This is a genomic window from Paraburkholderia sp. HP33-1, from assembly GCF_021390595.1.
Lineage (GTDB): Bacteria > Pseudomonadota > Gammaproteobacteria > Burkholderiales > Burkholderiaceae > Paraburkholderia.
In genome coordinates, this window is the sequence record NZ_JAJEJR010000002.1 from 1,368,692 (window position 1) to 1,381,568 (window position 12,877).

General features: G+C 64.2%; 12 protein-coding genes. 5 read left to right on the forward strand and 7 right to left on the reverse strand.

The features are described 5' to 3' along the window. Window positions 1–311: 311 nt before the first annotated feature. Window positions 312–1,166 (forward strand): helix-turn-helix domain-containing protein, encoded by an 855-nt coding sequence (locus L0U81_RS22190; protein ID WP_233805650.1) that lies wholly within the window; start codon window positions 312–314, stop codon window positions 1,164–1,166. Window positions 1,167–1,208: 42 nt separating this feature from the next. On the opposite strand, the gene L0U81_RS22195 is transcribed toward L0U81_RS22190, so the two are convergent. Then, on the reverse strand, window positions 1,209–3,047 hold the full coding sequence (locus L0U81_RS22195) for an ATP-binding response regulator (RefSeq protein WP_233805651.1): 1,839 nt from the start codon (window positions 3,045–3,047) through the stop codon (window positions 1,209–1,211). Next, window positions 3,017–3,586, reverse strand: coding sequence for a molybdopterin-dependent oxidoreductase (locus tag L0U81_RS22200; RefSeq protein WP_233805652.1), 570 nt, complete (start codon window positions 3,584–3,586; stop codon window positions 3,017–3,019). The genes L0U81_RS22195 and L0U81_RS22200 overlap by 31 nt, the downstream gene beginning before the upstream one ends. Window positions 3,587–3,855: 269 nt before the next feature. Between L0U81_RS22200 and L0U81_RS22205 the strand changes: the two genes are divergently transcribed. Next, window positions 3,856–4,803 carry a phosphoribosyltransferase gene (locus L0U81_RS22205; protein ID WP_233805653.1) on the forward strand — a complete coding sequence of 316 codons (948 nt, stop codon included), beginning with the start codon at window positions 3,856–3,858 and terminating at the stop codon, window positions 4,801–4,803. Between the two features lie 39 nt (window positions 4,804–4,842). On the opposite strand, the gene L0U81_RS22210 is transcribed toward L0U81_RS22205, so the two are convergent. Further along, window positions 4,843–6,510, reverse strand: a complete 1,668-nt coding sequence (locus tag L0U81_RS22210; protein ID WP_233805654.1) for an ATP-binding domain-containing protein — start codon at window positions 6,508–6,510, stop codon at window positions 4,843–4,845. Between the two features lie 182 nt (window positions 6,511–6,692). Between L0U81_RS22210 and L0U81_RS22215 the strand changes: the two genes are divergently transcribed. Further along, on the forward strand, window positions 6,693–7,319 hold the full coding sequence (locus L0U81_RS22215) for a glutathione S-transferase family protein (protein ID WP_233805655.1): 627 nt from the start codon (window positions 6,693–6,695) through the stop codon (window positions 7,317–7,319). A 27-nt stretch (window positions 7,320–7,346) separates the two neighbouring features. On the opposite strand, the gene L0U81_RS22220 is transcribed toward L0U81_RS22215, so the two are convergent. Together L0U81_RS22220 and L0U81_RS22225 are read right to left on the reverse strand one after the other, a co-directional pair. Further along, window positions 7,347–8,042: a potassium channel family protein gene (locus L0U81_RS22220; protein WP_326489850.1), complete on the reverse strand. Its 696-nt coding sequence runs from the start codon at window positions 8,040–8,042 to the stop codon at window positions 7,347–7,349. After that, entirely contained in the window at window positions 8,032–9,360 is a 1,329-nt protein-coding gene (locus L0U81_RS22225) for a TrkH family potassium uptake protein (RefSeq protein WP_233805656.1), read from the reverse strand. The genes L0U81_RS22220 and L0U81_RS22225 overlap by 11 nt, the downstream gene beginning before the upstream one ends. A 157-nt stretch (window positions 9,361–9,517) precedes the next feature. On the opposite strand from L0U81_RS22225, the gene L0U81_RS22230 reads away from it, so the two are divergent. Next, a complete protein-coding gene (locus L0U81_RS22230) occupies window positions 9,518–10,117 on the forward strand; it encodes a Fur family transcriptional regulator (RefSeq protein ID WP_233805657.1) in 600 nt (199 codons plus the stop codon). A 120-nt stretch (window positions 10,118–10,237) separates the two neighbouring features. On the opposite strand, the gene L0U81_RS22235 is transcribed toward L0U81_RS22230, so the two are convergent. Further along, window positions 10,238–10,750: a response regulator gene (locus tag L0U81_RS22235; RefSeq protein WP_233805658.1), complete on the reverse strand. Its 513-nt coding sequence runs from the start codon at window positions 10,748–10,750 to the stop codon at window positions 10,238–10,240. Window positions 10,751–11,220: 470 nt separating this feature from the next. On the opposite strand from L0U81_RS22235, the gene L0U81_RS22240 reads away from it, so the two are divergent. Continuing rightward, on the forward strand, window positions 11,221–11,952 hold the full coding sequence (locus L0U81_RS22240; protein ID WP_233805659.1) for a ribonuclease activity regulator RraA: 732 nt from the start codon (window positions 11,221–11,223) through the stop codon (window positions 11,950–11,952). Between the two features lie 48 nt (window positions 11,953–12,000). On the opposite strand, the gene L0U81_RS22245 is transcribed toward L0U81_RS22240, so the two are convergent. Then, the gene (locus L0U81_RS22245) at window positions 12,001–12,813 is read right to left on the reverse strand and encodes a TetR/AcrR family transcriptional regulator (RefSeq protein ID WP_267957282.1); all 813 of its coding nucleotides are present in this window, start codon (window positions 12,811–12,813) and stop codon (window positions 12,001–12,003) included. Between the last annotated feature and the right edge of the window lie 64 nt (window positions 12,814–12,877).

A 12,877-nucleotide genomic window follows, 5' to 3' on the forward strand; every position in this document is an offset into this window, starting at 1 on the left:
CCTGCGACCGTCCGCAGACGGGTTTGCCCCCGCGCACTGCTTCATTCGCGCATTCCCCAGGGTTTCGTCGTCGTTTCACCGGTAGAATGCTTTTGATGCTCAATGCATCAAAAGTCGCCGGTACGGCCGTTGCGTCGCTTGCATCAACGACCTCGGCGAGCGGTCAGACAAAATCATAAATCGCGAATATTTTTGCGGTACATTGGCTGTCCCCGCGTGGCCGATTCATGCGCGTTGCATGCGCAAGGTAGGCTTGCGCCTGTCGAAAGCGTTCCTCTTGTACCTATTAACCCGGCGGATTCTCACGCAGCATGGCCAACGAAACACACTCACCCGACTCCATCGCGGTTGCCGAGCGCGTGCGCGAGTTGATGAGCCGGCATGGAATCGGCAAGCGGCAGCAAACCACAGAGCTGTGCCGCATCCTCGATCTGAGTTTTTCACAGGGGCACCGCAAACTTCGCGGCAATAGTCCGTGGACCCTGTCGCAGATCAAGAAAGTCGCCGAGGTATTCGACGAACCCGCGGCGCAACTGTTCGGCGCGCAGTCGCTCGATCCGGGCGTCGTCGGCGCGATCGCCCAGGAGGCGGTGTTCTGCATCGGCGCGACCGAAATCGCCTGCACCGCCTGGGTCGGTGCCGCCCTCGAACCAGGTAGCCGCCCGGAGTTCGTCGCCTATTCGCGGCTCGGTCAATGGCGCGTCGCGCGTCACGATGGTGCGCTGTATCAGAGCGCCTACGAAGTCCACAAGATCGAGATCTATCCGCGCCGCGCCGAAGCGGACAAGCCGACCATCGCGGTCGTCGACGACGATCAGGCGAGCGCCGACAACCTGCGCGACTATCTGGAGCGCAGCGGCTTCACGGCGGTCGCGATCTATGGGCTCGCGGCCTTCAGCGAGCAATTGCAGACGCAGGTGTTCGACGGCGTGGTGATCGACTGGCTGTTCGGCGCACAGACCTCAGCCGCGGCGATTCGCGCAGTGCGCGCATCGGAGAACCCGGACGCGCCGATCTTCGTGCTGACCGGCGAGCTGTTGACCGGCAAGGCCAGCGAATCGGAGATCAGCCAGGTGATCCGCGATTACGACGTCGCGTGCTACGAGAAACCCGCACGCATGGCGATTCTCGTCGCCGATCTGTCGAAGCGGCTCAACCGGCCCTGAACCACGGGTGCCGACGCGCGCGCTGCGCGCCGCACCGCTCCCTCACCCGGGATGCCGCGCCGTCAGCGCCCGCTGCAGCGCGTGCTTCAGATCCTCGTAATGTACTGGCTTTAACAACGCCTCGAAGACCGACGAGGCGCCGTTCTCGCCACCCCGCACGACCTCCGGCGCATACGCGCTGACCACGATCACCGGCACGCCCGCCGACGGTCCGCCGCGCGACGCGAAGTCCTCGAGAAACGTGTAGCCGTCGCGCTCCGGCATGTACAGATCGAGCAGCACCACGTCGCAGCGATGCGTATCCAGCCACGCGAGCGCGTCGTTGGCATTGCCGAGTGCGTGCGAGTCGTAGTCCATGTGCGCGACCATTTCGCTGAGCGATTCGCGGATCAGCCGGTTGTCATCGACGATCAGCACGCACGGCCGCGCGCCGCCCGGCTCGGTTTGCGCCTCGACGCCGGAAGGCTCGACGGTCGCCACCGGGACGACCGGAATCGTCACCGTGAAGGTGGTGCCCTCGCCGACCGTGCTCGCGACATCGACCGTGCCGCCGAACAGTTTCACGAGCCCCTGCACGATCGTGAGCCCCATGCCCGCGCCTTCGAAGCGGCGCGTGCGTGACGCGTCGAGCTGCGTGAACTCCTCGAAGATCCGCGGAATCTGCGCAGACGGCACGCCCGGCCCCGTATCGCTGACGACGAAAACCAGCAGCCCCGGCTGCTGCCGCAGCTCGACGCGCACGGTGCCGGTTTCGGTGTAGCGGATCGCGTTGGTGACGAGGTTGTTCACGATCTGCCGGATCCGGTGCGGGTCCGACTCGACGAGCCCGCTCGCGCCGCTCGCCTCGCTTTCGAGCTTGAGTCCGCGCCCCTCGGCGGACATCGTGTGTTCGTCGACGATCGACGCCAGCAGCTCGCGCGGCTCGAAATGCTCATGCCGCAATTCGAGCTTGCCGGCGCCGAGGCGCGCGTAATCGGTCAGATCCTTCATCTGCGCTTCGAGATGGCGCGCCGCGGTTTCGAGCCGCTGGATCACCTTGCGGTCGGCCTCCGTGTGATAGTTGAAGCCGAGCAGTTCGATCGACGACACGATCGCGTGCAACGGCGTGCGCAGCTCATGGCTGATCATGCCGAGAAACGCATCCTTCGCGAGGCTCGCTTCGCGCGCCGCGCGGCTCGCCTGATGCTCGGCTTCCAGCGCCGCGCGCTGCTGATGCATGAGCCGCGTGCGGCGCCGTCCGTTGAGCACGAGCAGCAGCGTCGCAGCCGAGGACAGCAACAGCAGCACCAGACCGCCCGCGAACAGCATGCGGCGCTTGTCGATGAAATCGCGGTTCATCGCCTCGCGGTCGGCGACATCGGCGAAACGGCGCGACAGCGCGAGATCGTTGACCTCGTTCCAGTGCTGGCGCAGCTGCTCGTCGATTCGCGCGGCACGGGCGCGGTCGTGCGGCAGCACGTCGATCTCTGGCTGAATCTCGTCGAGCACATGCTCGAGCACCTTGATTTCGTCGAACTGCCGTTGCAGCAGCGCGAGCTGCGCGGAGAGCCGCTGCGTCGAGCCGGCCAGCACGCGCAGCTTCGATTGCAACAGCTGGAAGCGCAGCAGCAGCCGCTGATAGTCGTCGTCGGCACCGGATTCATACAGCAGCAGCTGGTTTTCGAAGCGCGTGTAGGCGATCTGCAGTTGCGCCGCGTCCCAGTAGAAACCGTCGTAGGTGCCGGTCAGCTGCTCGGTCGCGCGCGGGTTCAGCAGGCCCGCGTAGAGCAGATAGCCGATCGCGCCGGCGGGCGCCGCGAGCGCCATCAGCCAGATCAGCACATACAGGACGTGCCGCCATGGACGGCGCGCTATTTGACGATGAGGGCCTTGATCTGCCATACGAATTTCGAGTCGCCGACCGCGCCCGTCAGTTCATCCGGGAAAGCATCGCGCGGGTAGATCAGGAACAGCGGCCCGAAGTCGCTGAGTTTCAGGCGCTGGCCGTTCATGCTGTACGCGACGATCATGCCGTAGCGTGCGCAGTCCGCCACCGGCACGGTGTACGTGTAGTCGTCGAACGTGTGGAACTCGATCTGGGTGCCGTACGAGCCGACGATCTTCAGGATGTCGGCGAGCCTGGGCCCGGTGAACGTCGAGCGTGGCGTCCAGGTGGTCGAGGTCGTGATCGCATGGACGGGCAGCGCGAGCAACTGGGCCTCGCTGAAGTGATAGACGTGATGCGCGGCGTCGTTGGTCTTGGCGATCTTGCCTTGCACGTCGAGCGACAGCGTCGGCGACTGCTGCCCGGCCGGCTGTGCGGACGCGCAACAGACAGTCAGCCCAACGATCAGCCCGGTCAGTCCCATCAGCCAGCGCGTCCGCCAGCGAACAGAGGTTGCCCCGGTAGCATTACGCAGCGTTGCAATCACGTTGGCCATTACCTTTTTTATCCGTTTTTCGGTTGATGCGCCGGACTGCGGGCGGCGGCAGGGCCTGCCGATCTCATTACGCGAAGTATTACGCCGTGCCGTGCCGTCAAACGCGCATCACCCCGACACGCGACCTTTGACCCGCATGCATAATATCGCCAAAATCCGTGATCTCAAAAACGGGGAACCCCGGGGCGTCGCGCCGGCGCGTCAGCGCACCGCGCTTGCGTCCCCGCGGACCTTCGCCTTCCATCGCGCCGCGCTGCGCCTCGAGAGCCATGAACAAGCCGGTCCTGCCTCTGACGTACGAACAGCTCGATCACTGGATCGAATCGCTGCAACCCGCTTTGCTCGCCGAGCGTTTCACGATGGCGCTCGGGATTCTGCGTGGCGGCGCGCCGCTCGCGCTGATGGTGTCGCACGCAGTCGGCACGCCGGTCGCGTTCCTGCGCTACGACCGCCAGACCCGCGCGGTCGCATGGGATTCGACGCTGCCGGTCCCGCCCGCGGGCTCGAAAGTGCTGCTGTGCGAGGACATCGCCGGGCGTGGTTTTACGCTCGTCGATTGCATCGCGTTTCTGCAAGCGCACGGGCTCGAAGTCAAAACGCTGACCGGCGCGGTCGATGATCTGAGCCGTGCGCAGCCCGACTACGCGATCGATGCGCGCGGCTACTTCGCCCTCTTTCCGTGGGAGCGCCAGGCGTACACCGAGCGCTACCGCGACGACTGGGCACGCGTCGAAGCCGGCGCCGCGCCCGCGATGGCCAACGATCACGAATACGCGGCGTACGCGATCGACCTCGACGGCATCCTGCTGCCCGACGTGCCGCTCGCGCGCTACGACGAAGACCTCGCCGCCGCGCTCGCCGAGCGTGACGCGCTGCTGCCGTTCGAGGTGCTGCCCGGCATCGACCTGCAGCACGTGCGCACGATCATCACGGGTCGCCCGGAGATGGATCGCGCGCGCACCGAAGCGTGGCTCGCGCGACACGGCTTCGCGCACTTGCAACTGGTGATGCGAGCGCCCGGCATGCACGACGACAGCCCCGCCGGCGCGGCCGCGCACAAGGCGAGCGCGGCGCTGCGCGCGGGCGTTACACACTTCGTCGAAAGTGATCCGGTGCAGGCGCTGCTGATCGCGCAGCAGGCGCCGCTCCTGCGCGTGATCTGGTGGGATGCGCTGACGCGCACGGGGATGCTGGTGGGCGCAAGGGCGTGGAGTTGAGCGCCAGGCGCTGAGTGGGTGCGGCGTCTCGCCCGCCCCCTACTTCTCCTTCCCCTCGGGCAGCTGCAAATGCCGTGCGGTCCGCTGCGACGCGACGATGATCAGCTTCATCGTCGCGCGCGTCGCACCGACGAACAGCTTGCGTGCGCTGCGTTCGTCGAACGCGTCGAAATCGACCTCCGTGAAGATCACGCACGGCGCCGCCTGCCCCTTGAAGCGGTAGATCGACTCGACCAGCACGTCGCCTTCGCGATACTCCGGGTTGCCGAACAGATCGTATTTGCCGGTGAAACTACGCAGCCGATGCGGTCCGAGATGATCGAGCGCGGTCATCGCCGAGCCCTCGCGGCCGCGAAACGACAGCACCGCGATGTCCTGCTTGCGAAAGCCGAGCGATAGCGCCTGGGTGATCGCGCGCTTGGTCGCGTCAATACAGTTTTCGGCGGCCTGCGCTTCGTCGTAGACCGACACCGACACCTCGGAGCCGTCGAACGGACTGCCTGAGGCGAGCGCCGCGGCAAGCGGCGCCGACGCGCCTAGAACGTCGCGCAGATAGTCGAGAATGTCGCGCGGACTGCGGTAATTGGTGGTTTCCTTGAGCGTGGTCCAGCCGGGCAACGCGACCGGCTCGCGCATGTACAGATTCTGCAGTGGGTCTTCGAGCCACCACCACGCGCCGCCCGGCCGCAGCATCCGCTCGAGCGCGGCAACCCACGGCTGCTGGAAATCCTGCCCTTCGTCGACGATCAGCACGTCGAACTGCCAGCGCGGTTCGATCCGCGTGTCGGCGAATACGACCTCCAGTTGATCGAACACTTGTGCGGACTCGAAATCGGGCGCGCGGCCCGCGTCGCGCGCGATCCAGTCGCAAAGCTGGTGATAGTTCGCGACCTTCGCCTCCGGCGGCGCGACCCGCGCGATGTGATCTGCGAGCGGCCGGTTGAAGCACACATATAACGGCCGCTCGCCACGCGCGACCGCATCCTTCATCACCTGCACCGCGAGTTGCGTCTTGCCCGAGCCCGCCGTGCCGATCACGCGCAAACGGAACGGCGCGAATTCGAGCCGCCGGGCCCATGTCGCGAGTCCGCCCGCGAGGCGCGTGACGAGCGTGCCCGCCTGCCCCACGAGCGCGCTCGTGTCAGGCGTCAACGCGAGTTCGTCGGCAAGGAAGTGGTGGATTTTCGACGCGCAGGCAAGCCGCGGTTCGTCGGCCGGCAGCGCTTCGCGGATCGTCGCCGCGAGCCGCTCGCGCCGCGTCGCGTCGACGATACGCGCGGGATTCACGCCGGCGATCGCCGCATCCTTGACGACGTGATCGGGACAGTACAGCAGTTCCTCGATGAAATACGTGCCCGCGCCGAACGCCGCGGTAAAGCGCCTGTGCAGACTCTCGATCGTATGCGCGAGCGCGATCGCGACGTTGCGCTCGGTCTGCAGATACACCTTGACGAGCCCCTTCGGTGTTTCGCGCAGAAAGCCGGTTTTCTGCTCGATGATCATCACGCGCCCCGCGGGACTGACGATCACGAAGTCGGCCTCGCCGAACACCGAGAAATTCTGATTCAGGCGAGTCCAATGCACGCCGTGGTAGACGGTGTAGTCGGCGGGCAATGCCTTTTCGAGCAGCGCGAGCGTTTCGCGTTCGCGCGCCGCCGCGCCGGTCGCTTCAAGGCTCTTCCAGTCGTCGGGAACAATGCGGGCCATGCGGTGCCTTAGTGGGTTTGGATGCGTGTATTCAGCGCGCGATTCGGAGTGCGGTCATTGTACGCAACGTCATGCCAGCCGGACGGCCCGTCGCGCAAAGGCGCGCGCATCGTGTATCGTTACTGGCTGAACGCCGCGCATGTCGCGCGGCTTGCCAACTGTAAGAAAAAAGGATTTACCGGATGATTACGATCTGGGGACGCACCAATTCGGTCAACGTCCAGAAGGTCTTGTGGTGCTGCGACGAACTCGTGCTGCCGTTCGACCGCATCGACGCGGGTTTGCAATTCGGCCGCAACAACGAACCCGACTATCTCGCGATGAACCCGACCGGCAAGATTCCGACGCTGGTTGACGACGACTTCGTGCTGTGGGAATCCAACTCGATCCTGCGTTATCTGGCGACGCAATACGGTGAGTCGAGCCTGCTGTATCCGGCCGAGCCGAAACTGCGCGCGAGTATCGACCGCTGGCTGGACTGGTCGCTGTCGACGCTGCAGCCTGTGGAGCGTCCCGTGTTCTGGACGCTGGTGCGTACGCCCGAGGCCCAGCGCGACACCGTGAAACTCGCCGCCGACGTGCAGGCAGTCACCGTGCTGTGGCGTCTGCTGGATACGCATCTGCAAGGCCGCTTCTTTCTCGAAGGCGACAAGTTCACGCTCGCCGATATCGTGATCGGCGCGTACGCGAAGCGCTGGTTCGGCCTCGACGGTTTGCAGCGGCCCTCTCTGCCGAATCTGGAGCGCTGGTATTCGCGTCTCGCGACGCGCTCGGGGTTCAAGAAGTATGTGGACTTCCCGTTGACCTGAGCATGGCGCGGGTCGGCGCACACGGTTTCAGGTTTTCGCGCGACCCGCAAACTCTTCAACCTTGCCGGCAGGGCCCGCAACGATCAACAGATCGCCCGGTAGAACGACAGTGTCGGGCAGCGCGTGCTGGAAATTATCACCCGCGCGCTTGACGCCCACGACCATGACGCCAAACGCCTTCAGAACACCGCAATCCGCGAGCGGACGGTTGTGGGTCGGCACCGGGGCATGAATCGTGGCGACGGCAAATCCTTCGCCGAATTCGATGTAATCCACGATTCGGCCTGTAATCAGGTGAGCGATCCGTTCACCCATTTCCGCTTCCGGATAAACCACATGATGCGCGCCGATGCGATGGGCAATCTGGCCATGCTCCGGGGTCACCGCCTTCAGCCAGATGTCCTTGATCTGAACTTCAGTCAGGGCCATCACCGTCATCAGGCTCGCCGAAAGGTCGCTGCCAATGCCTACGATCGCATGGGGGAAGTCGGCAACGCCCAACTGGCGCAAGGTATTCACGTCGGTCGAATCGGCCTGGACGGTGTGCGTCAACCGCTCCGCCCATAACTGCACCCGTTGCGCGTCCCGGTCGATTCCCATGACCTCATGACCCAGTCGAACAAGCGATTGAGCCACGGCACAGCCGAAACGCCCCAAACCGATGACGACGACACTGTCGCCTTTCGAAAAGGCGAGCGAAGTCTTGAACAGGTCAGCCAACAATTGGATGCTCCTCGGGGTAGCTATATTGCGCGCGTCTCTCTACGAGCATGAGCGACGTCGCAAAGGTAATAGTTCCAACCCGGCCGATATACATCAGCGCGATGATCACGAACTGCGCCGGCGCGGGAAGGTCACCCGTGATACCTGTCGACAGACCGACCGTAGCGAACGCCGAAATAACCTCGAAGATGACCTGATCGGTAGGCAAATGGGTGATCGGCAGAATGACAAGTGTGCCGACCGTGATCATGAAGGCACCCAGCGTCACGACGGTAATCGCTTGCCTCTGCGCGGACACACTGACCCGGCGTCCAAACGCTTCGATATCGCTCAGCCCGCGGATCTCCGCCATCACGAGCAAGCCCAGAATGGCGACGGTCCCGAGCTTGACGCCGCCTGCCGTTCCCGCGCTGCCCCCGCCCACGAACATCAGTAAGTAATGCAGGGCCCAGCTGTCATGAGTCATTGCGCCGATGTCAACCGAGTTGAAACCGGCCGTGCGCGCCGATACCGAGGCGAAAGCTGCCGAAAGGAGCTTCTCTCCGAGCGGCATCGGACCCAGGGTCTTCGGATTGCTCCATTCGAACAGCAGCAGCGTAAGAAAACCACCCAGCAACAGCGCTCCCGTGACAATCAGGGTGAGCCTGCTGTGCAATGAAAGCCGACGCGCACCGCGCAGCTTTTCGCGCAGATCGTATAGAACCGGGAACCCGATTCCCCCCACGACGATCGCGACCATCAGCGGCACCAGCATCGATGCGTCGGCGGCATAGCGCATCAGACTGTCCGGGTGAATTGAAAAACCTGCGTTGTTGAACGCCGAGACCGCATGGAACAATCCATTCCAGGCGGCCTCGCCCCATTGGAGGTGGTACCCGAGATGAAGCCTGACCATCAGCCAGAGTGCTGTGATCAGTTCAGTGAAGAGTGTCACGACGAATACCAGTCGCGCTACGCCGCCAATGTCCCCTAGACGCAGAGCGTGCGTCTCGACCTGGGTGATCAGTTTCGCTCGCAACGGCAACGACCGGTTGACCATGAGTCCCAGCAATGTGGCCGCCGTCATCATGCCGAAGCCGCCAATCTGGAACAGCCCGAGGATGACCCACTGACCAAAGTTCGACCAGTAGGTGCCCGTATCGACGACGACGAGCCCGGTCACGCAGACTGCGGAGGTCGCCGTAAATAAAGCGGTCAGCCACGGCGCTGCCTCGCCTTTGGCCTGCGACAAGGGCAACCTGAGGAGAAGCGCCCCTGCAGCAATCGTAAACAGGAAGGCTAAGGCTACTGCCCGGGATGGGTGAAGCAGTTGTCTCATCGATACCCCGTCGAAACATGGCTAGAACCAGTCTGACAGAGGATAGGCATTTTTCGACAGTAAAGGCCCTATTTTTTCCCCAATTGCCGGGAATCCCGCTTCTCTCGACGCTTCGACCGGCGCGGCGCCGCCCCCCGCATGCCTCTATAATCGACGCATGAAAACCGCCAAGTCCGCCGCGACCGGTCATCCGGTCACTCCCACACGTGTCGCCCCCGCCGCCGATGCACACGATCATCATGCGCATCACGACGCGCAAGAGCCGTCGCACGCACACGGCTCGTCACAGGAAGCGGCTCTCGCACTCGCCGAGGAATACTGCCGCGAACGCGGCGAAAAGCTCACGCCGATCCGGCGCAAGGTGCTCGAGCTGCTGCTGAACTCGGGACGCGCGACCAAGGCCTATTCGCTGCTCGACGAAATGCGCCAGATCCACCCGGGCTCCGCGCCGCCGACCGTCTATCGCGCGTTGGATTTTTTACTGTCGGCGGGGCTCGTGCATCGGATCGAGTCGATCAATGCGTTCACTGTCTGCCATGATCTGACGCAATGCCAGCACGGCATTCTCGTCGTATGTCAGGAATGCGGCAGCGTCACCGAACTGCATCAACCGAAGCTGCGCCAGGCCCTCGTCGCGCAGATCGAGGACGCGGGCTATCGGCTCGCAAGCGACGAAATCGAATTGAAGGGACTGTGTTCGGCCTGTCAGGCGGCCAAAGCGGCCAGCGAGGCCGCGACGGTGGCCGTGGCGAAATAGCGGCGCGCCTGCCGCGAAGCATCAATGGCCGTGCGTGGCTTCCAGAGGCAGCGACTCCCCGCTGCGCGCCGGCCCGCCCCTCCGACACCCAGTTTCACGACAAGCGCTGCGAAGCGTCGATCACCCCGCCGCGCGGGCGTCGATCGCGTCGTGCAGCAGCGTCACGAGCGCTTCGGGCAACGCGGGTTTGGTCATGAAATGCTGGAAGCCTTCGCCGATGCTGCGCAGGCGGTAAGCGTCGTCAGTATGGCCGGTGAGGGCCACCGCCACCGCGGGCGAATGACCGCCGCAAATCTCGTGGTCGCGCAGCCGCTGGATCAGATAGAAGCCATCCATGGCCGGCAAGTCGAGGTCGCAGACGACCGCGTCGGGAAGCAAGCGCGTCACCGCTTCGACGCCCTCTTCCGCATCGGCGACCGCGCAAACCTTCGCGCCTTCCGCCTCGAGTAGCAAAGTCAACGATTCCCGGCTGTCCGGGTCGTCCTCCACCAGCACGATCGTAGCTTGATCGAGCCTCATTGCTGCGTTCATCGTATCTTGTTGCTCTGGAAAACCGGTTAGGCCATCGGAGACGGCCATTGTTTCACTTTGCTGATCGCCGCCGATTTGCGCGGCCAGGGTGTTGCTGTCCATGATTCCGACTCGATTTCGCACGCCGAGTTGCAGACAGGTCCGCGATTGTAAAGCATCGCTCGGCACCTTCCCGAGTACAACGCGTGCGCACGGTAACGCGTCAAAATTGCACGCCGATGAAAAAACCGCCCTCGATGCTTACCGCGACTTATCTGCTGACTGTCCGCAGTTTTCCGCGGCTCGCCGATTGCCGGCACCCGATGTTCCGGCGCGGTTCGCGCGAACCTCGTTCGCACGCCCTTTCTCCGCCCGGTATCGATTCTGTCCTTCGCATCCAATGTCACTGAGAGCATGTCGCGTGCCTCATTGCGGCGGTTCGTATTGCGCGAACAGAGGTGCCGCGGCGGTTGCAAATGATGCCGCGATGCTTTGGCGCCGGACTGCTAACGTGTGGCGCAGCGGCGCTATCATCGCGGGCGCGCATGCCCTTATCGATGTCCCCGCATTCCAACCCGAGGCAACCCGACACCATGTCTGCTACATCGCCCGCACTTTCCGCCGCGACGCTCGATATCCTCCGTCACGTCAGTACCGCCACGCTGACCACCCAGCTATTCAAGCGCGGCTTGCGCAACACGTTCATGCAGGGCGTCGCGCCGTTGGGTCCGCAGCGCGGCGCGAATCTGGTCGGGCCGGCGTTCACGCTACGCAACATCCCGTCGCGCGAAGACATCGACGTGCTCGAGCTGTTCGCGGACCCCGAGTACGCGCAGCGCAAATGCGTCGAGACTATTCCGCCGGGCCATGTGCTCGTGCAGGACTGCCGCGGTGAGCGCGGCAGCGCGTCGTTCGGTTCGATTCTGTCGCTGCGCTTACAGGTGCGCGGCGTTGCCGGCATGGTGTCCGACGGCCCGGTGCGCGACAGCGCGACGATCGCCGCGCTCGACATGCCGGTGTTCTGCGCAGGCGCCAGCGCGCCGCCCAATCTGATCCGCCATCACGCAGTCGATATCAACGTGCCGATCGGCTGTGGTGGCGTTGCTGTGTTTCCAGGCGACGTGATCGTCGGAGATGTGGATGGGGTCGTCGTGATTCCGCGGAAGATGGCCGACGAGGTCGCGCAAGCCGCGGCCGAGCAGGAACAACTCGAAGCGTTCCTGACCGAAAGAATTGGCGCTGGCGCGGTGCTCCCCGGCACCTATCCGCCGAACGAAGCGACGAAGGCGGCGTTCGACGAGTGGAAGAAAACCCGCAAAATCTAGGGCTTCGCCAAAAGACAAGACGGCCGGCGCGCCACACCGGCCGCCGGTTCAATCGCCCTTGCCGGGTCCAATCCCCTGCACCAGCAGCGCCACCGCGTGCCGTGCGATCTCCGCGCCGCCGATATTGCGGCGCAAAGGATCATTGCGCCACAGCTTCGAAGTGGCGAGCGGCAGAATCGTCATGCCGAGCAGCGTGACGAACACGAGCGCTGGCTCGATCGATGCATTCAGGCGCCCCTCCTTCTGCCAGCGCGCAATCGCCAACAACGATGCCTTCTGGTGCGCGAAACCAGAACGCTCATGAATGCGCTGGCGCAATAGCCCGCCGTCGCTGATCACTTCGCGTACCCACAGTGACGCGAACCACGGGTTATCGCTCGCGATCTGCACGAGGCGCTCGGTGAGCTGCGTGATTGCCGCGACCGGATCGTCCGGATTCTCCTGAAAAGGCAGGCCAAGGCTCGCGCGTAACGGTGCGAAACACTCGTCGATCAGCACGTCGAGCAGCTGATCACGAGTCCTGAAGTAGTAGTGCACCATGGCGGGCGTGCAGCCGGCCTCGCGGGCAATCTCACCTAGCGATGTCTCGACGATGCCCTGCCTCGCAAACAGCGTGAGCGCGGTGTCAAGCAAACGTGCGCGCTGCTCGGGGCCCCGCGCGGCGCCCGTTGGCCGGCCGGGCCGGCGGGCGGCCGACACAGCGGGCGCGGTGCCCGCGACGTTCGCGATTTGCGTATCCGCCCGTGCTGCCTTGGGCCTGGGCTTCGACGGGCCGCGCTCTTTTGCGGCAATCGGAGCGGCGGGCCCCGCAACTGTCACGACATTGTCCGCCGCGGCGGTGTCAGACGAAATCCTTGCCATTGCATTGAATTTGACGTTAGAGGTGATGTCGCATATATTAATCGCTTGGTTAATTAATTTCAAT

Coding starts and splice junctions, on each gene's coding strand:
- L0U81_RS22190 (WP_233805650.1), top strand. CDS start 312: ATGGCCAACGAAACACACTCACCCGACTCCATCGCGGTTGCCGAGCGC.
- L0U81_RS22195 (WP_233805651.1), bottom strand. CDS start 3,047: ATGGCAGATCAAGGCCCTCATCGTCAAATAGCGCGCCGTCCATGGCGG.
- L0U81_RS22200 (WP_233805652.1), bottom strand. CDS start 3,586: ATGGCCAACGTGATTGCAACGCTGCGTAATGCTACCGGGGCAACCTCT.
- L0U81_RS22205 (WP_233805653.1), top strand. CDS start 3,856: ATGAACAAGCCGGTCCTGCCTCTGACGTACGAACAGCTCGATCACTGG.
- L0U81_RS22210 (WP_233805654.1), bottom strand. CDS start 6,510: ATGGCCCGCATTGTTCCCGACGACTGGAAGAGCCTTGAAGCGACCGGC.
- L0U81_RS22215 (WP_233805655.1), top strand. CDS start 6,693: ATGATTACGATCTGGGGACGCACCAATTCGGTCAACGTCCAGAAGGTC.
- L0U81_RS22225 (WP_233805656.1), bottom strand. CDS start 9,360: ATGAGACAACTGCTTCACCCATCCCGGGCAGTAGCCTTAGCCTTCCTG.
- L0U81_RS22230 (WP_233805657.1), top strand. CDS start 9,518: ATGAAAACCGCCAAGTCCGCCGCGACCGGTCATCCGGTCACTCCCACA.
- L0U81_RS22235 (WP_233805658.1), bottom strand. CDS start 10,750: ATGGACAGCAACACCCTGGCCGCGCAAATCGGCGGCGATCAGCAAAGT.
- L0U81_RS22240 (WP_233805659.1), top strand. CDS start 11,221: ATGTCTGCTACATCGCCCGCACTTTCCGCCGCGACGCTCGATATCCTC.
- L0U81_RS22245 (WP_267957282.1), bottom strand. CDS start 12,813: ATGGCAAGGATTTCGTCTGACACCGCCGCGGCGGACAATGTCGTGACA.